This window comes from Nitrosovibrio sp. Nv17, from assembly GCF_900119085.1.
Lineage (GTDB): Bacteria > Pseudomonadota > Gammaproteobacteria > Burkholderiales > Nitrosomonadaceae > Nitrosospira.
The window spans coordinates 34,981-53,753 of record NZ_FPIQ01000020.1 but is presented as its reverse complement, the minus strand read 5'-3'; the positions used below and the strand labels follow the sequence as shown (position 1 = coordinate 53,753).

The following is an 18,773-nucleotide window of genomic DNA, read 5'->3' as shown; positions in this document are numbered from 1 at the left end:
TCTCACTCGATGATTTTGGCGACGACGCCGGCGCCGACGGTCCTGCCGCCCTCGCGGATGGCAAAGCGCAGCCCCTCCGCCATCGCGATCGGCGCAATCAGGTTCACCGTCACCGAAACGTTGTCCCCAGGCATCACCATCTCCGTCCCCGACGGCAACTCGATCGCCCCCGTCACGTCCGTCGTCCTGAAATAGAACTGCGGACGGTATCCCTGGAAGAACGGCGTGTGACGCCCACCCTCCTCCTTGCTCAGCACGTAGATCTCCGCCGTGAACTTGGTGTGCGGCGTGATGCTCCCAGGCTTGGCCAGCACCTGCCCACGCTCCACTTCCTCGCGCTTGGTCCCCCGCAGCAGCACGCCCACGTTGTCCCCCGCCTGCCCCTGATCCAGAAGCTTGCGAAACATCTCCACACCCGTGCACACCGTCTTCAGCGTCGGCCTCAGACCCACGATCTCGATCTCCTCGCCCACCTTGACCACGCCGCGCTCCACCCGCCCCGTCACCACCGTCCCTCGCCCGGAAATCGAAAAAACATCCTCCACCGGCATCAGAAACGCTCCGTCCACCGCCCGTACCGGCTCCGGTATGTAACTGTCCAGCGCATCCGCCAGCTTGTGAATCGACGGCTCCCCGATCTCGCTCTGATCCCCTTCCAGCGCCTTCAACGCCGAACCAATCACGATCGGCGTGTCGTCCCCAGGAAAACTGTACTTCGACAGCAACTCCCGCACTTCCATCTCCACCAGCTCCAGAAGCTCCGCATCGTCCACCATGTCCGCCTTGTTCATGTATACGACAATGTAGGGCACCCCAACCTGACGCGCCAGCAATATGTGCTCCCGCGTCTGCGGCATCGGCCCGTCCGCCGCCGATACCACCAAAATCGCTCCATCCATCTGCGCCGCACCCGTGATCATGTTCTTCACATAGTCCGCGTGACCAGGACAGTCAACGTGCGCATAGTGCCGCGTCTGCGTCTCGTATTCCACGTGCGATGTGTTGATCGTGATCCCCCGCGCCTTCTCCTCCGGCGCCGAATCAATCTGCGCGTAACTCTTCGCCTCACCACCAAACTTCTTCGACAACACCATCGTCACCGCCGCCGTCAATGTCGTCTTCCCATGATCCACGTGCCCGATCGTCCCAACATTGATGTGCGGCTTCGTCCGCTCAAATTTGCTCTTTGCCATGTTGTGCCCTTTTCAAAGCGTCCCTTGTACAGATGTCTTCAAAATTCATACCATGGAGCCCATGGCCAGGATTGAACTGGCGACCTCTCCCTTACCAAGGGAGTGCTCTGCCACTGAGCTACATGGGCAGCACCGCTTCTGCCTGCAACAACGACTTCCAACTCGATCGGAGGAAAACGGAACATGCGTCTACCGGACACGGGATGATGCAGCCCCTCCCGTGAAGCCGGGAGCGGGGATAGACAGCCCGGCGCGACATATCCTTGCTTCGCATCACCCCGTCTGACGAGACGGTAAAAAATATTCTATGAACACCCCCTCGCGCGCATCCCGGCTCTCGTGAAGCACGAAGCGGCAATCAAGGCCCTCTTTACGTCCATGCTATGGACACCATCCGACACCGGCACCAAAAACGCAGCAAAACACCCTGAAGCTGGAGCGGGTGAAGGGAATCGAACCCTCGTCGTAAGCTTGGAAGGCTTCTGCTCTACCATTGAGCTACACCCGCGATGCCCGACAATCAACCCCAGCAGAAGCAGCCGAATCCCTCACCCCTGCGCCGGTGCGCTCCCGGCCCCCACACCCGCAGGAATCACCCCGGCATCTACTTCAAGACCCTGATACGCATCCCGTTTTCCTGGCCCCCACCCGGCCTCTTCGTCCTTCACTGCCAGGACGAAGAGGCCGCACCGGCACCGTCAGCCTCCGATCCGGTGGAGGGGGAAGGATTCGAACCTTCGAAGGCAGAGCCGTCAGATTTACAGTCTGATCCCTTTGACCGCTCGGGAACCCCTCCAAACTAAACCGTTAATTGTGTATGTTTTACGCGGGCAAGTCAATGCGCATTTCTGAAATTCGAGACGCTCCCCGAAAATAATCTCCAACAGGAACCCGAAATCCCGGACCGCAAAAACATGCGGTCAGGCCACAGCGATCACTTCCATCAGGACCTCGCGAATTGCCGCAAGACTCAATGAGTGGACCCTTCGCTCAAACCCAGCAGTTCCACATCGAAGATCAGTGTTGCATCGGGCGGGATCACCTTGCCCGCGCCTTGCGCGCCATAGGCCATCCCCGGGGGCACGACCAGGATGCGTCGCCCTCCCACCTTCATGCCGGTCACTCCCCGATCCCATCCCTTTATCACCCGCCCTGCACCCAGCAGAAACGAGAAAGGCACGCCACGGCTGCGGGAACTGTCGAATTGCTTTCCCTTGTGTTCGGGCGCACTGGCGTCATAGAGCCATCCTGTATAATGAACCTCAGCCACCTTGCCGATGACCGCCTCCTCGCCGGTTCCCATCGCCACATCCTTCTTGATCAGCTCAGGCCCTCTGGTCACGCCCCCCTGATGGGTTTCGGCATACGCCACCGACGCCACGGAAAGAGCCGCCAGCCACACGCCCAAGCCCATCAGCGCACCCATCCGGGCTGCGATCTTCCCGGAGACCCGGGAGAGCATCGATATTTTCAACATGACATCCTTCCAGATAAGACCATTCATCACGGATACCCCATGTGCCGACATAGGCTATTATATTCCTTGGCAGGCTGTTGTACCCGAGGAAAATCACCCGTCGACCCGTCGGTTGCCTCGACTTGGACATGCGTTCATCCATCACCCGCCGGTTCGGCCACGATATCGACGGTCGAAAATGACCCACACGGGAAAACACATGAGCGAGGAAAGGCAGGAAGCAGGGGCCGGCGACCTGCGGCTTCACGATTCGCGTCTGATACGCGCCCTGTACCTAGCGACAGGATTGGCTGCCGTAGCACTGGGCATCGTGGGGATCGTACTGCCGATACTGCCCACCACGCCCTTCCTGCTGCTCGCCGCGGCCTGCTTCGCGCGCAGCTCGCCGCGCTTTCATGAGCGCCTCGTGGCCAATCGTGTTGCCGGCCCCATCATCCGCGAATGGATCGAGCACCGCAGCATCCGACGCCCCGTCAAGCGCTGGGTCTACCTGCTGCTGGCGCTGTCGTTCAGCAGTTCCATCCTGGTCATGTCATCCACCTGGCACCAGGTCATGCTGGCAATCCTGGGTGTCGTTCTTGCGATATTCGTCTGGCGCATACCGGTACGCGACCCCGATCCCGGGGGATGAACGCGCACCTCGCATCTGCATCTTTTAGCGGACCGGGCACGGATCTGGTCCGGCGCATGCGCTTCTATCCGCGCGGATGATGCTGGGCGTGCAGCCGCTTGAGTCGTTCGCGCGCCACATGGGTGTATATCTGCGTGGTGGAGATGTCGGCGTGTCCCAACAGCAGTTGCACGACGCGCAGGTCGGCACCATGGTTGAGCAGATGAGTGGCAAACGCATGACGTAAAGTGTGAGGCGACAACGCTGCATCGATGCCGGCCCGGCATGCATGACGTTTGACCACATACCAGAACCCCTGGCGCGTCATGGCCCCCCCCCGGGCAGTAACGAACAGCGCATCGGCGCGCCTTCCGTTCAGCAATCCTGGACGCGCTTCACCGACATAACGTGCGACCCATTCCAGCGCCTCCTCGCCCAGTGGCACCAGACGCTCTTTCGCCCCCTTGCCCATCACGCGCACGACGCCCATGTCGAGACTGACCTGGGCAACGGCGAGATCCACCAGTTCGGATACCCGCAATCCACTGGCGTACAGAACCTCGAGCATGGCACGGTCGCGCAGCCCGAGCGGTTGCTTCACGTCTGGCGCGTGCAGGAGCGTCTCCACCGCCGCTTCAGTCAGGCCGGCCGGCAAACTGCGTGGCAGCCTCGGCGCCTCGATGTCGAGGCTCGGGTCATTACCGATCACGCCCTGGCGCAGCAGGAAGCGGTAAAATCGCTTCAAGCTGGAAAGCTCACGACGAGTGGTGCTCGCCCTGACCTTGGCCGCAACCCCATGGGCAAGGAACGCCAGCAGATCGGCTCGAGTGGCTGCCGTCAACGACGCAGGCTCCCCGTCCTTTTCTTTTCTTTCTCCAAGCCATCGCCCGAACTGCATCAGATCGCTGCGATAGCTCTCCAGCGTGCGGCGCGACAGACCATCTTCCAGCCACAGGGCATCGGAAAATTCATCGAGCAGTCTTGCATTCGGCTCAGACGCCCTCATGACGCAACAACCAGCGCTTGATGGCCAGCGGCACCCCATCGCTCGCGTTCATGAAGCCTCCCAGTCCGCCATTCTTGGCGATGACGCGATGGCACGGAATGATGATGGGAAGCCGGTTTGCGCCGCACGCTTGCCCGACCGCGCGCGGAGCGGAATGCAGCTGTGCGGCGAGATCGGCATAGCTGCGGGTGGCGCCGGCAGGGATGTCCTGGATGGCGCCCCATACCCGACGCTGATGGACAGTGCCGCCGATGTGCAGCAACAGGTCGAATGCGAATTCCGGATCGGCCAAATACGCCAGCAACTGGTCGCACACTTCCCGGGCCAGCGGAGTTTGTGGCGCAAGCGGGGGGGTGTCCAGGGGAAGATAATCGACATCGGTCAGCCAGTCTTCCTCGGTACGGATGCCGATGACGGCGAACGCTGTCGCAAGCTTCGCCTGGTAAATCCTCACCGCTCCCGCCGGGGCGATCCTTCTGTGCTGACTCATGGCGCGATCGCCTGCTCCCATCCTGAAATCGGGTACACTAAACCATTCCAAGTGCTCCATCAAGTTCACACACTCCCCGCTGCAACCCGATCCATCCGTGTGATCCGGGCCCTTCGTGCATCGTCTACCGCCCGTGGACCGCTTTGACTTTTTCCGCGCAGACCGGCGATAATTGCCCCGTCGTCGCCTGCATTCATCCATCACCCAGGGGGATGGACCCGACTTGAGGAGTACAGATTGAAATTCAGCATAAAGCACATGGATCCGGTAAAACGACGTGATGCCTGCGTGGTGGCGGGGGTCTTCGAGGCGGGAGGATTGACCGAAGCCGCGCGTGCGCTGGACGAGGCATCCGGTGGCTACCTGAGCGCCATCCTGCGCAGCGGGGATATGAGCGGAAAGACGGGTTCGACCGTGGTGCTGCATGATGTGCCCGGCACCTCGTGCAAGCGCGTGCTGCTGGCGGGGCTCGGCAAGGAAGAACGTGCTGTGGAAGGCAAGGTCTATCGCGACGCGGTGGGCGCCGTCTTCAAGGCATTGCAGGAAACGGGAACGACCGAGGCCGCCCTTTTCCTGACGACGGTACCGATCGGAAATCGCGACGCTGCCTGGAAGGTATCGCAGGCAGCCATCATCGCAGCAGAAAGCACCTATCGCTTCGATCGTCTCAAGACTCAGCAGGATGCCACTCCGACGCGTCTGCGCGAGGTCGTGCTGGCCGCCGCCAGCCGCGCCGAGGTTGCCGAAAGCAGGCAAGCCCTGCAACAGGGATTGGCCACGGCCGAGGGCATCAGCCTGGCGCGCGATCTCGGCAATCTGGCGCCCAACATCTGCACTCCGACCTACCTGGCCGAACAGGCAAAGGCCATCGCCCGGAACCATCGGCTCAAGGCTGCGGTCGTGGATGAGAAGGCCATGGAAAAGCTCGGCATGGGAGCGTTGCTGGCCGTGGCACGCGGCAGCCGGCAACCGGCCAAGCTGATCGTGCTCGAATACTGGGGCGGGACAAAAAAACAGAAACCGGTCGTGCTGGTGGGCAAGGGCGTCACCTTCGATACCGGGGGCATTTCCCTGAAGCCCGCAGCAGAAATGGATGAGATGAAATACGACATGTGCGGAGCAGCCAGTGTGCTGGGAACCCTTGCAGCCATTGCACGCATTAAGCTCCCTCTCAATGTCGTGTGCATCATTCCCACCACCGAGAACATGCCCGGCGGCAACGCTACCAAACCGGGTGACGTCGTCACCAGCCTGTCGGGGCAGACCATCGAAATTCTGAACACCGACGCCGAGGGACGCCTCATCCTGTGTGATGCGCTGACGTATGCCGAGCGCTACGACCCCGCCGTCGTCATCGACGTCGCCACCCTCACGGGTGCCTGTGTGATCGCGCTGGGGCACGTGGCCTCGGGTCTGCTCAGCAACGACGAGGAACTGGCAACGGAACTGCTGCAGGCTTCCACACAGGCTGCCGACCCCGCTTGGCGCCTGCCGCTATGGGATGATTACCAGGAACAACTGAAAAGCAATTTTGCCGATGTCGCCAACATTGGCGGCCGGGCAGGGGGAACCATCACCGCGGCTTGCTTTCTGTCGCGTTTCACCAGGAAGTACCGCTGGGCTCACCTGGATATCGCAGGCACCGCCTGGAAATCAGGCAAGGAAAAGGGCGCAACGGGACGCCCGGTACCACTGCTCACCCGATTCCTGATCGACCGGGCGGGTGAAGACCGACCCTGATCCGCCGTGACCGAAATCGATTTCTACTCCGGCGGCGGTGACAGGCTGCTGGTCACCTGCCGCTTGGCCGCCAAGGGGATACGGCAGGGGCTCCGTCTGATGGTCTACAGTTCCGACAACGCCACCCTCGATCAGATCGACAAGCTGCTGTGGACCTTTTCCCCTACCGACTTCGTCCCGCACTGCCGCATAGGCAGCAAGCTTGCCGCGGTCACGCCGCTCATACTCGGCAGCCATTGCGACGACGACTTGCCGCATGGTGATGCGCTCGTCAACCTGGACGGCGAACATCCGCCCTTCTTCAGCCGTTTCCAACGGCTCGTCGAAATTGCCGGGGCCGCCCCGGAAGACCTGCAGGCGGCAAGAAAACGCTATCGCTTCTACAAGGACCGGGGATATGAGATCCGTCATCACCAACTCGGTACCGAGTGACGCGTCCGTCCTCGCCATGCTTCTTCGCATATAGTTTCCTGATCCATGACAGACGACCGGCAGACTCCGCCACAGATCGGCTACGACGAAATTCTGGAAAGACTCGATGCGCTGCTGCGCAGCCATCGGCATGGATCCTGCCCGACGCCGGATCCAGCCGCTTCGGCCGTCCCGGCAGACGTGCCACCCCCGGCCGAGGATGGCGTGCCGATCCTCTCGGAGCAGTTGTCACCCGCTCCCGCGACGCTGTCCCCGCAGGCCGACATCACCGCCCTGCTGGAAGAAATCGTGGATGCCGCGCTCGGGGATGCAAACGCCGATCTTGACGCCGGCAGCCGCCAAGCGCTGGTCCACGCGCTGGAGTCCCATCTTTTCGGCCTTTGATTCTCCGCCACGCCCCTTCCTCGATTGCAAGGATCGGGGTCCGTACCCGGCCGGCAACCCTCTCGAAAAGCCCCCAATCCATGGAACTCGAAAAAAGCTTCGAACCCCGATCCATAGAGGAACGCTGGTATTCCCGCTGGGAATCCTCCGGTTACTTCGAACCCCCGCCTCCCGGGACATCCGGCACCGCCGCTCCGGCCTACTGCATCATGCTGCCGCCTCCCAACGTGACCGGCACCCTGCACATGGGACATGCCTTCCAGCACACCCTGATGGATGCGCTGATACGCTACCATCGCATGCGGGGGAACAATACCTTGTGGCAACCGGGGACGGATCATGCCGGCATCGCCACCCAGATCGTGGTGGAGCGGCAACTCGACCAGGAAAACGTCAGCCGGCACGATCTGGGACGGGACGGGTTTCTCGATCGCGTATGGCAGTGGAAGGCCGAGTCCGGCTCCACCATCACCCGCCAGATGCGGCGGCTGGGGACCTCGTGCGACTGGTCGCGCGAGCGTTTCACCATGGACCCCGCCCTGTCCCACGCCGTGACCAGCGTTTTCGTCCAACTCCACCGCGAAGGCCTCATCTACCGCGGCAAACGTCTGGTCAACTGGGATCCCGTACTGCAGACCGCCGTCTCCGACCTGGAGGTCATCTCGACCGAGGAAGCCGGCCATCTCTGGCATATCCTCTATCCCTTTGACGGCACCGAGGGGCGGTCCGGCACGGCGGAGTCCGATGGACTGGTGGTCGCCACCACGCGCCCCGAAACCCTGCTGGGCGACATGGCGGTCGCCGTGCATCCGGACGATCCCCGCTACCGGGAGCTCGTCGGCCGGCGCGTCCACCTGCCGCTGTGCGGGCGCAGCATCCCCATCATCGCCGACCCTCACGTCGATCCCGACTTCGGCACGGGCTGTGTGAAGATCACCCCCGCCCACGACTTCAACGACTATCACGTGGGCCAGCGCCACGGCCTGGCCCCGCTGTGCATCCTGACGCTGGATGGCAGGATAGGGGATGCCGCTCCCGCCGAGTACCGCGGGCTCGACCGCTTCGACGCACGCAGGAAGATCGTCGCCGCCCTGGAGCAACAGGGCCTGCTGCTTCGGACACAGCCACACACGCTCATGGTGCCCAGGGGCGATCGTACGCATGCCGTCATCGAACCGATGCTGACCGACCAGTGGTACGTGGCGATGGCGGGGCTGGCGCGGCGCGGCCTGGACGCGGTGGCGCGCGGCGAGGTCCGGTTCACGCCCGGAAATTGGACGCACGTCTACAACCAGTGGCTCGAGAATATCCAGGACTGGTGCATTTCGCGGCAGCTCTGGTGGGGCCATCGGATTCCCGCATGGTACGACGAGGATGGCAACGTATTCGTCGCACATGACCTGGAAGAAGCGCGGCGGCTGGCTGACGGACGCGCCCTCACGCAGGACGAGGACGTGCTCGATACCTGGTTCTCGTCCGCGCTGTGGCCCTTCTCCACGCTGGGATGGCCTGAAAGGACGCCGGAGCTGGATACCTTCCTGCCCACCTCGGTGCTCGTCACCGGTTTCGACATCATCTTTTTCTGGGTGGCGCGCATGGTGATGATGTCGCTGCACTTCACCGGCAAGGTTCCCTTCCGCGAAGTCTACGTGACCGGCCTGATCCGCGATGCCGAAGGCCAGAAGATGAGCAAATCCAAGGGAAACGTGCTGGATCCGCTGGATCTGATCGACGGCATCGCGCTGCCGGATCTGCTCGCCAAGCGCACCATCGGACTGATGAATCCTGCCCAGGCGGCCTCCATCGAACGGACCACCCGCAGGCAATTCCCGGACGGCATCCCTGCATTCGGAACCGACGCACTGCGTTTCACCTTCGCCAGCCTCGCCTCGCACGGCCGCGACATCAAGTTCGACATGCAGCGCTGCGAAGGCTACCGGAATTTCTGCAACAAGCTGTGGAACGCCGCCCGGTATGTGCTGATGAACTGTACCGATGCAAACGCGGAACCGACCGACGTCCACGCGGCAGGGCACTCCGATGCGGACAAATGGATCGTCAGCCGCCTGCAACAGGCGGAGCGGACAGTGGAACGAGCCTTTGGGGACTATCGCTTCGATATCGCCGCACGCGAGATCTATGAATTCATATGGGACGAGTACTGCGACTGGTACCTGGAGTTCGCCAAGGTACAACTGGGCACCGGCAGCGTCGCGGCGCGCCGAGCGACCCGGCTGACTCTGGCCCGCGTGCTGGAAGCGGCCCTGCGGCTTGCCCACCCCATCATTCCCTTCATTACCGAGGAGCTATGGCAGTATGTCTCGCCCTTGGCGGGCAGGCAGGGGGCAAGCATCATGCTGCAGCCCTATCCGAGGATCGATCCTGCCCGCATCGACGATGGTGCCACCCGGCGCATCGGCGAACTCAAGGAACTGGTGCGCGCATGCCGCACTCTGCGCGGGGAGATGAACCTCTCCCCCGCGCTCAAGGTGCCGCTGCTGGCGACCGGTGAACGCCAGGTGCTGGCCGCCCACTCTCCCTACCTGACGGCGCTGGCGAGGCTTTCGCACGTGGATTTGCCTGAAAACGGGCTGCCGCACGCCGATGCCCCGGTGGCGATCGTCGGCGAATTCAGACTGATGCTGAAGATCGATGTGGATGTCGATGCCGAACGCATGCGCCTCACCCGGGAAATCCGCCGCATTGAGGGTGAGGCCGAAAAGGCATCCCGCAAGCTTGCCAATCCCGATTTCGTGGCGCGCGCACCGGCGAGCGTGGTGGAACAGGAAAGAGAACGGCTTGCCACCTTCAGCACCATGCTGGAAAAGCTCGGCGAACAGTTGCGCAAGCTGGGCTGACCGATCCGTCCTGGCGGACGGCGATCACGCATCCGGTAGCGGCCGAGGATCGAGGCAAATGCTTCTCGTTTTGCGCTTTACTGCGTATAATCGCCGGAGTTGGAAAGGTGTTCTCCATCTTTTCGCATACCGGCGCAGTCTTCACATATGGAAAAGGGGTGACGATCATCATCGTTCTGCTGGGTGGTCCCGGGGCGGGAAAAGGCACGCAGGCCAATTACATCCGGGAGCGGTTCGGCATCCCGCAGATTTCGACCGGCGACATGCTGCGCACTGCGGTGCGCGCGGGCACCGCCCTGGGCACGATGGCCAAGCGCGTCATGGATTCGGGCAGCCTGGTTCCCGACGACATCATCATCGACCTCGTCAGGGAGCGTATCGCCCAACCCGATTGCCGGGAAGGCGTGCTGTTCGACGGATTTCCGCGCACCCTTCCCCAGGCCGACGCGCTGAAGGCCGCGGGCGTGACGGTGACGCACGTCGTCGAGATCGATGTTCCCGACGAGGAGATCATCAGACGCCTGTCGGGACGCCGCGTGCACCAGCCTTCCGGTCGGGTCTATCATGTGGCGTTCAATCCGCCCAAGGTCGAGGGCCAGGATGACGTGACGGGCGAGGCGCTGATTCAGCGCGACGACGACAGGGAAGAAACCGTGAGGAAGCGGCTCGAAATCTATCACCAACAGACCAAACCATTGATAGAATATTATTCGGGATGGTCGGCCGGCGGTGAAGCGGGCGCCCCCAAGTATGCAAGAATAGCAGGAGTTGGATCGGTTGAAAGTATCCGCGATGCCATTTTCGCGGCACTCACTCACTGAAGCGGAATCACCGAAGCAGCATCAATCCCGATTCCCGGCGGACTGCGCCGCACCGATGCCCGCCGCTCCAATTCGCAAGTGAAGCCTGTAGCCATCGGCAAGGCGTGGACCGCCCTGCCGAGGTGGCATGTTGTGCGCCTCGACAAACAGGGGATCGCCAGACGCGAACCCGTCGTGGAGCGCAGCCCGCCGGTAACCCCGGCCGAATCCGGTAAACGACCGTGCCCAATGAAACCGGCAGCATGACTGTCAACGAAAACGATTCGCATCCCTGCGTACCTGTCCGGCAGGCGGGCACGCATGAGAAACCGATTGCACGATCCGCGCCTGGCATGGCCGTGCAATATCCGTTCCATGGGGGTGGCGGACCATTCCGGAAGAACGAGGCCGGCTTCCTATTCCATTCGTGACGGACCGTACGTACGGTCCTATCCAGGCATCGGATTCAAGCTCAACAATCAGGAGAGAACCATGGCAGCAAAAAACGCTTTCTACGCTCAATCGGGCGGCGTCACCGCGGTAATCAACGCATCCGCAGCGGGCGTCATCGAGACGGCCCGGCAGCACAGGGACAGGATAGGCAGAATCTATGCGGGCCGTAATGGCATCATCGGCGCCTTGACCGAAGATCTGATCGACACCGGAAAGGATCCCATCGCAGCGATCCGGGCACTGCGCCACACCCCTTCGGGCGCATTCGGTTCATGCCGCTACAAGCTGAAGAGTCTGGATCAGAACCGGCGCGAGTATGAACGCCTGATCGAGGTATTCCGTACGCATAATATTGGCTATTTCTTCTACAATGGTGGTGGCGACTCCGCCGATACCTGCCTCAAGGTATCCAAACTGGCAGGTACGCTCGGCTACCCGGTGCAGGCCATCCACGTTCCCAAGACTGTGGACAACGATCTCCCCATCACCGACTGCTGCCCGGGCTTTGGTTCCGTAGCGAAGTACATCGCGGTCTCCGCGCTGGAGGCGAGCTTCGATGTCGCCAGCATGTCGAAAACGTCGACCAAGGTATTCGTGCTGGAGGTCATGGGGCGTCATGCGGGATGGATAGCGGCGGCAGGTGGCCTGGCATCGAGCAAGGACCGGGAGATTCCCATCGTCATCCTGTTTCCGGAAGTCGCGTTCGACAGGGAGAAATTTCTCGCCAAGGTTGATGGATATGTCAAGCAGTTCGGCTATTGCTCGGTCGTGGTGTCCGAAGGTGTGAAGGGGGCGGACGGCAAGTTCCTCTCCGACCAGGGCATACGCGATGCCTTCGGCCACGCGCAGCTCGGCGGCGTCGCGCCTGTGGTGGCAGGCATCATCAGGGACGGCCTGGGACTCAAGTACCACTGGGGTGTGGCCGACTACCTGCAGCGCGCCGCACGTCACATTGCCTCGAAGACAGACGTGGAACAGGCCTATGCAATGGGCAAGGCAGCGGTGGAGTTCGCCGTCAAGGGCCATAATTCCGTCATGCCCACGATCGTGCGCGTTTCCAGCAAACCCTACCGGTGGAAGGTGGGCATGGCGCAGCTCAGCAAGGTCGCCAACGTCGAGAAGATGATGCCCAAGGGATTCATCAGCAAGGATGGATTCGGCATCACGGAAAAATGCCGGGAATACCTCGCCCCCCTCATCAAGGGAGAGGACTATCCTCCCTACAGGGATGGCCTGCCCCAGTACGTGCGCCTGAAGAACGTCGCCGTTCCCAGGAAGCTGGAGGACTTCACGATCTGAGTCCGTGCTGGCGGCAGACGCGCCGGGGATGGCACGACGATCGGCCGTGCCGGTTCCATGAGCAGGCGTCAATCGAGCCCATGGAATTTTTTGTACGCAATCTGTTTCAATTCGGTCTGACTTTATTAACTGGAGAGTGCAATGGCTAATGGTTTAATCATCGCAATAGGTTGCGCGATGGCGGCACTGGTGTATGGAATCGTCTCGATCAGATGGATCGTGAGCCTGCCCGCTGGCAACGAGCGCATGCGCGATATTGCCACGGCGATCCAACAGGGTGCTTCCGCGTATCTGAATCGACAATACACCACGATCGGCATCGTGGGCGCCATCCTGCTGATGGCCATCTTCGTGGCACTGGGCTGGCAGACCGCAGTCGGCTTCGCACTGGGCGCTTTCCTGTCGGGATTGACCGGATACATCGGCATGAACGTCTCCGTGCGCGCCAACGTACGCACCGCGCAAGCGGCTACACAGGGCCTGAACGCGGCGCTGGACGTTGCCTTCAAGGGCGGCGCGATCACGGGCATGCTGGTGGTGGGTCTGGGACTGCTAGGCGTGGCGGGCTATTTTGCCGTCCTGCTCGGCATGGGCGCGACCGAATCGGAGGCGACCCATGCACTGGTGGGCGTCGCCTTCGGCAGTTCGCTGATTTCCATCTTCGCCCGACTGGGCGGCGGCATCTTCACCAAGGGCGCCGACGTCGGCGCCGATCTGGTGGGCAAGGTCGAGGCCGGCATCCCGGAGGATGATCCCCGCAATCCCGCGGTCATCGCCGACAACGTGGGAGACAACGTCGGCGACTGCGCCGGCATGGCAGCGGATCTGTTCGAGACCTATGCCGTCACCATCATTGCGACCATGCTGCTGGGCGGACTGCTGATCACCGGGGCAGGCCCCACCGCGGTGCTCTACCCGCTGGTGCTGGGAGGCGTCTCCATCGTCGCCTCCATCATCGGCTGCTACTTCGTCAAGGCGCGCGAAGGCGGAAAGATCATGAACGCACTCTACCGCGGTCTGGCCGTGGCCGGTATCCTGGCGGCGGTGTCCTACTATCCCATCACGACCATCATGCTGGGCGACGGTGTCACCATCGAGGGCAAGCTGGTAACCTCCACGAACATCTATCTGGCGGGCCTCGTAGGTCTGTTCCTGACCGCGGCCATGGTGTGGATCACCGAGTACTACACCTCCACCGAGTACACACCGGTCCGGCACATCGCCGAGGCCTCCAGCACCGGCCACGGCACCAACGTCATCGCGGGCCTGGGCGTCTCCATGAAATCCACTGCCGCGCCGGTGATCGTGGTCTGCTTGTCGATCTGGGGAACCCATGAGCTTGCCGGACTCTACGGAGTCGCCATCGCTGCCACCTCGATGCTGTCGATGGCAGGCATCATCGTGGCGCTGGACGCCTACGGCCCCATCACCGACAATGCTGGCGGCATTGCGGAAATGTCCGGCCTGCCTTCCGAGGTGCGCAACATCACCGATCCGCTGGATGCAGTGGGCAACACCACCAAGGCGGTCACCAAAGGCTACGCCATCGGCTCCGCCGGACTGGCGGCGCTGGTGCTGTTCGCCGACTACACCCATGCGCTCGCCAGCGGCGGCAAGAGCGTCGATTTCGATCTGTCCGACCACATGGTGATCATCGGCCTGTTTCTGGGCGGCATGGTACCCTACCTGTTCGGCGCCATGGCGATGGAGGCGGTCGGCCGCGCCGCCGGCTCGGTTGTGGTGGAGGTACGCCGCCAGTTCAAGGAAATCCCCGGCATCATGGAGGGCACGGCCAAGCCGGACTACTCCCGGGCCGTGGACATGGTGACCCGGGCCGCGATCAAGGAAATGATCCTGCCTTCGCTGCTGCCGGTGGCGGTACCCCTGCTGGTGGGCCTGCTGCTGGGACCGGTGGCGCTGGGCGGCGTGCTGATCGGCGCCATCATCACCGGCATCTTCGTGGCAATCTCCATGACCGCGGGCGGTGGCGCCTGGGACAACGCCAAGAAGCACATCGAGGACGGACACTTCGGCGGCAAGGGATCGGAAGCACACAAGGCCGCCGTCACCGGCGACACCGTAGGCGATCCCTACAAGGATACCGCCGGTCCGGCGATCAACCCGCTCATCAAGATCATGAACATCGTGGCACTGCTGATCGTGCCGCTGATATAGCGCACGCATCCCTGCGCCCGCCCACGGTCCCGACCGGCGGGCGCCGCAGGTCCCTGATCCATATCCGCCACCCCCGGTGCCGCGCGCCGGCGGTCGTTTGCCGGAGACACCATGGAAACCCGACTCGCCCTGACCCTTGAGGATGCCAGGAGGATCGCCGACGCCGCCGAGGCGGAGGCGCTGAACAACGGCTGGCCGGTGGTGATCGCCATCGTCGATGACGGAGGTCACCTGATGCATCTCTCACGCCTCGACCACGCCCAGTTCGGCAGCGTCGAGGTGGCGATACACAAGGCCCGCGCCGCCATCGCCTTCCGCCGCCCCACCCGCGTATGGGAGGAGCACGTCGCTGCGGGACGCCTGCGTTACCTCGGCCTGCCCGGCACCCTGCCGATCGAGGGTGGCCTGCCCATCGAGGTGCAGGGACAGTACCTCGGCGCGGTGGGCGTCAGCGGCGTCAGATCGCACGAGGATGCGCGCGTCGCGCAGGCGGGACTGGACGCGCTGCGGCCCCCCGCTCGGGATGCCTGACGGTCGTCGTCCGCCACTTTCCCCGGGCGGGGGTTGACGGCAGCGGCGTCCCGGCAAACAATGGCATGGCGGCGTCGTTCGCACCACGTGCGGGGGCCGCGCGTCCGTACCCGTGCCCCGACCGAGACCTCGACGCCACATGAACTCCCCGGAGCTTCAGAAAAAAATCTTCCTGCTGCTGCTGGCGGCCGTCTCCGCCGCATTCGTGTGGATACTGCTGCCCTTTTACGGCGCCGTATTCTGGGGGTCGGTCCTGGCGATCCTGTTCACTCCCCTCTATCGGCGGCTGGTGACCCTGCTGCGCAACCGCCGTACGCTGGCTGCACTCACCACGCTGCTGCTGTGCCTGATCATGGTGATTCTGCCGACCGTGCTGATCGTGGCATCCCTGTTGCGGGAAGGATTGCTCATCTACCAGCGCATTCAATCGGGAGAACTGAACTTCGATGCCTATCTCCAGCAGGTCACGGGCGCACTGCCGTCATGGACGGTCGAACTCCTCGACGGCGCCGGGCTCGCCGATCTGCCCGGCATCAAGGATGCATTGTCGAGCGGAGCCTTGCAGGGCAGCCAGATCATCGCCACCCAGGCACTCAACATGGGACAGAATACGTTCGAGTTTCTGATCAGCTTCGGGATCATGCTGTATCTGCTGTTCTTCCTGCTGAGGGATGGCGCCATCCTGTCCGAAAAGATCAGGCGGGCGATCCCGCTGAGTGCGGAGCACAAGCGGCACCTTCTCAACAAATTCACCACCGTGGTCCGCGCGACGGTCAAGGGCAATATCGCCGTGGCTGCGGTACAGGGCACCCTGGGTGGCGCGATATTTTCCTTTCTCGGCATACAGGGAGCGCTGCTGTGGGGTTTCGTGATGGCTTTCCTGTCCCTGCTGCCGGCGGTGGGAGCGGGTCTGATCTGGGCGCCCGTGGCGATCTATTTCCTGCTGACCGGGGCACTGTGGCAGGGTATCACGCTCATCGTCTTCGGCGTGCTGGTGATCGGCATGGTGGACAATGTCCTGCGACCCATCCTGGTCGGCAAGGATACCCAGCTTCCCGACTACGTGGTGCTGATTTCGACACTCGGGGGCATGGTCATATTCGGCCTGAACGGTTTCGTCATCGGTCCCGTCATCGCGGCACTGTTCATCTCCGGATGGGACCTGTTCGTATCCACCCGGGAACCTTCGGAGGACTGATGCGACGGCGGCGTGTCCCGCGGAATGGGGCGCCCACTCAGAACTTCATCTGTCGCCGGATCGCCCAGGAGAATATCCGTGGCCCCATGAGCCACCTCGCCACCACCGCCGCCTTGGAGTCCAGCGGCAATGCATGCCGTACCGGCGGATTCGGACTGGTCACAGCGTCGAGCACCGCCCGGGCGATGATTGCAGGTCCTGGCGCACGGGATTCTCCAGCCAGCAGACGGCGCAGGCCCATTATGACCTTGCGATAGGCGGACGGATGCTCGACGGTTTCAAGCAGCGCCTGCTGCTTGGACATGAACTCGGTCCGGATCAACCCCGGAGCGATGAGCACCACCTTGATCCCGAATTCCATCACCTCCCCGCGCACGGCCTCGGTCAATGCCTCGATGGCGTGCTTGGAAGCCGCATACCAGCCGAAGCCGGGGATGGAGATCTTTCCCAGGATCGACGTGATATTCACGATGCATCCCGATTTCTGCGTCCGCATATGCGGCAGTACCGCCTGCATGAAACGGGCGTAGCCGAAGACGTTGACCTCGAATTGACGATGCGCCGCATCCATCGGCACGCACTCCAGCGTCCCCATCAGGCCGTACCCGGCGTTGTTCACCAGCACGTCGATCCGTCCCCGGGACGACACGATGTGCTGCACTACACCGCGTATGGCATCCTCATCGAGAACGTCCAGCTCCACCGGTTCGATATACTCGGAACGTATCTGCTCCAGCCTGTCGATACGCCGTGCCGCCGCGAACACATGGTATCCGCTTTCCGCCAGCAGCATCGCGGTGGCTTTCCCGATGCCGCTGGACGCCCCCGTGACCAGCGCGATCCGCCGGCTCATGGCAGCGGCACTCCCTGCGATCCTGGGAACGAGTGGCCTGTCACACGATGCAGCGACTTGCGATGTCGCCCGATTTCCATGGTACGGCGCAAGGATCCTCCATTCCTCATGACGGCAGTTCGGGTGGATGGAAAACCGGCCACCGAATCCGACACTGCATTCGATCATATCCGCGAAAATCTCGACTCTTCCGCAGACTGGAACTCCGCATTATACAGACGGATACCCTTGTTCTCATCCATTTTCTTTTGGGCGGCACCCCGTTCAGGCGGATGACGGCAGGAACCCGATGCCGCCACCCGACAGACGTCGGGCGGCCGCCTATTCATTCTTTACGCTGTGTGCCCTGGCGGAATTATAATAAAATAGCACGGTATCGCGGCTTGTTCCACGGGAAAGCCTCATCTTTATACCGGATCATATGAAGAAACTCGTTCTCCTGCGTCATGGGGAAAGCACCTGGAATCAGGAGAATCGTTTTACCGGCTGGACCGATGTGGATCTGACACCCCGCGGCCTCGAGGAGGCAAGAACTGCCGGCCGCATGCTGAGGGACGAGGGATTCACATTCGATGTCGCCTATACGTCGGTTTTGAAACGCGCCATCCGGACGCTGTGGATCGCACTGGACGGCATGGACCTGATGTGGATCCCGGTCAACCTCTCGTGGCGCCTGAACGAACGGCACTATGGTGCACTGCAGGGGCTGAACAAGACGGAAACGGCACTCAGGTACGGCGAGGAGCAGGTGCGCATCTGGCGCCGCAGCTACGGCATCCGTCCCCCCGCCCTGATGCCGGGAGATGATCGCGATCCCGGGCTCGACCGCCGCTACGCGGCGCTGGACACGTGCGACATTCCCCTGACCGAGTGCCTCGAAGACACCGTGGCGCGGCTTCTTCCCTACTGGAAGGATACCATCGCGCCGCAGGTTCGCAGCGACCGGCGCGTTCTCATCACGGCACACGGCAATTCGCTGCGCGCACTCGTCAAGTATCTCGACGGACTCTCCGAGCAAGCCGTTCTGGAACTTAACATCCCGACGGGAGTCCCTCTGGTGTACGAACTGGACGACGACCTGAAACCGATCCGCCACTACTATCTCGGGGATCGGACCCAAATCGAGCAGGCCATGCAAGCCGTGGCGAACCAGGGGAAGATCTCCTCCCTGCCGTAAGACTCGGGGCGGATACCGCATCCGATGGACAGGGCATCCCAGGGCCTTACCGGTTCCGCACGGCACGGCGGAATTCCCTTGCGATGGAGCTTCCATA

General features: G+C 62.5%; 16 protein-coding genes and 3 tRNA genes. 11 read left to right on the top strand and 8 right to left on the bottom strand.

Annotation, left to right across the window (positions count from 1 at the left end; all coding sequences use genetic code 11):
- Positions 1-2: 2 nt before the first annotated feature.
- The 5 genes from tuf to BT108_RS10885 form a co-directional block, all read right to left on the bottom strand.
- Positions 3-1,193, bottom strand: coding sequence for an elongation factor Tu (tuf, locus tag BT108_RS10905; protein WP_072294553.1), 1,191 nt, complete (start codon positions 1,191-1,193; stop codon positions 3-5).
- 53 nt (positions 1,194-1,246) lie between these two features.
- Positions 1,247-1,321, bottom strand: a tRNA-Thr gene (locus BT108_RS10900).
- Between the two features lie 306 nt (positions 1,322-1,627).
- Positions 1,628-1,701: transfer RNA gene (locus tag BT108_RS10895), tRNA-Gly, on the bottom strand.
- 206 nt (positions 1,702-1,907) lie between these two features.
- Positions 1,908-1,989, bottom strand: a tRNA-Tyr gene (locus tag BT108_RS10890).
- 174 nt (positions 1,990-2,163) lie between these two features.
- A complete protein-coding gene (locus BT108_RS10885; protein ID WP_255369705.1) occupies positions 2,164-2,670 on the bottom strand; it encodes an FKBP-type peptidyl-prolyl cis-trans isomerase in 507 nt (168 codons plus the stop codon).
- Between the two features lie 199 nt (positions 2,671-2,869).
- On the opposite strand from BT108_RS10885, the gene BT108_RS10880 reads away from it, so the two are divergent.
- Positions 2,870-3,301, top strand: a complete 432-nt coding sequence (locus tag BT108_RS10880; protein ID WP_072294552.1) for a YbaN family protein — start codon at positions 2,870-2,872, stop codon at positions 3,299-3,301.
- Positions 3,302-3,365: 64 nt separating this feature from the next.
- Here BT108_RS10880 and xerD read toward each other — a convergent pair whose 3' ends face one another.
- Positions 3,366-4,286: a site-specific tyrosine recombinase XerD gene (gene xerD / locus BT108_RS10875; protein ID WP_072294551.1), complete on the bottom strand. Its 921-nt coding sequence runs from the start codon at positions 4,284-4,286 to the stop codon at positions 3,366-3,368.
- Positions 4,273-4,776 carry a methylated-DNA--[protein]-cysteine S-methyltransferase gene (locus tag BT108_RS10870; RefSeq protein WP_072294550.1) on the bottom strand — a complete coding sequence of 168 codons (504 nt, stop codon included), beginning with the start codon at positions 4,774-4,776 and terminating at the stop codon, positions 4,273-4,275. Before BT108_RS10870 ends, xerD begins: the two co-directional genes overlap by 14 nt.
- Before the next feature lie 237 nt (positions 4,777-5,013).
- Between BT108_RS10870 and BT108_RS10865 the strand changes: the two genes are divergently transcribed.
- The 9 genes from BT108_RS10865 to BT108_RS10825 all read left to right on the top strand — a co-directional run bounded on the left by BT108_RS10865 (position 5,014) and on the right by BT108_RS10825 (position 16,646).
- The gene (locus tag BT108_RS10865) at positions 5,014-6,516 is read left to right on the top strand and encodes a leucyl aminopeptidase (protein WP_072294549.1); all 1,503 of its coding nucleotides are present in this window, start codon (positions 5,014-5,016) and stop codon (positions 6,514-6,516) included.
- A gap of 6 nt (positions 6,517-6,522) precedes the next feature.
- Positions 6,523-6,948 carry a DNA polymerase III subunit chi gene (locus BT108_RS10860; RefSeq protein WP_072294548.1) on the top strand — a complete coding sequence of 142 codons (426 nt, stop codon included), beginning with the start codon at positions 6,523-6,525 and terminating at the stop codon, positions 6,946-6,948.
- Positions 6,949-6,993: 45 nt separating this feature from the next.
- Complete coding sequence (locus tag BT108_RS10855; RefSeq protein WP_072294547.1) at positions 6,994-7,332, top strand: hypothetical protein; 339 nt, start codon at positions 6,994-6,996, stop codon at positions 7,330-7,332.
- Between the two features lie 80 nt (positions 7,333-7,412).
- On the top strand, positions 7,413-10,190 hold the full coding sequence (locus BT108_RS10850) for a valine--tRNA ligase (RefSeq protein WP_072294546.1): 2,778 nt from the start codon (positions 7,413-7,415) through the stop codon (positions 10,188-10,190).
- Between the two features lie 164 nt (positions 10,191-10,354).
- Positions 10,355-11,011 (top strand): adenylate kinase, encoded by a 657-nt coding sequence (adk, locus tag BT108_RS10845; RefSeq protein ID WP_072294561.1) that lies wholly within the window; start codon positions 10,355-10,357, stop codon positions 11,009-11,011.
- Positions 11,012-11,482: 471 nt separating this feature from the next.
- Positions 11,483-12,742 (top strand): 6-phosphofructokinase, encoded by a 1,260-nt coding sequence (locus BT108_RS10840; protein ID WP_072294560.1) that lies wholly within the window; start codon positions 11,483-11,485, stop codon positions 12,740-12,742.
- A 141-nt stretch (positions 12,743-12,883) separates the two neighbouring features.
- Positions 12,884-14,917, top strand: coding sequence for a sodium-translocating pyrophosphatase (locus BT108_RS10835; RefSeq protein WP_072294545.1), 2,034 nt, complete (start codon positions 12,884-12,886; stop codon positions 14,915-14,917).
- Between the two features lie 111 nt (positions 14,918-15,028).
- Entirely contained in the window at positions 15,029-15,448 is a 420-nt protein-coding gene (locus BT108_RS10830) for a GlcG/HbpS family heme-binding protein (protein WP_072294544.1), read from the top strand.
- A gap of 139 nt (positions 15,449-15,587) precedes the next feature.
- Positions 15,588-16,646 carry an AI-2E family transporter gene (locus BT108_RS10825; RefSeq protein ID WP_072294543.1) on the top strand — a complete coding sequence of 353 codons (1,059 nt, stop codon included), beginning with the start codon at positions 15,588-15,590 and terminating at the stop codon, positions 16,644-16,646.
- A 37-nt stretch (positions 16,647-16,683) separates the two neighbouring features.
- Here the strand turns inward: BT108_RS10825 and BT108_RS10820 are convergent, their stop codons facing one another.
- Positions 16,684-17,499 (bottom strand): SDR family NAD(P)-dependent oxidoreductase, encoded by an 816-nt coding sequence (locus BT108_RS10820; protein ID WP_072294542.1) that lies wholly within the window; start codon positions 17,497-17,499, stop codon positions 16,684-16,686.
- Positions 17,500-17,920: 421 nt separating this feature from the next.
- Between BT108_RS10820 and gpmA the strand changes: the two genes are divergently transcribed.
- On the top strand, positions 17,921-18,676 hold the full coding sequence (gene gpmA / locus BT108_RS10815) for a 2,3-diphosphoglycerate-dependent phosphoglycerate mutase (protein WP_072294541.1): 756 nt from the start codon (positions 17,921-17,923) through the stop codon (positions 18,674-18,676).
- Positions 18,677-18,773 lie beyond the last annotated feature (97 nt).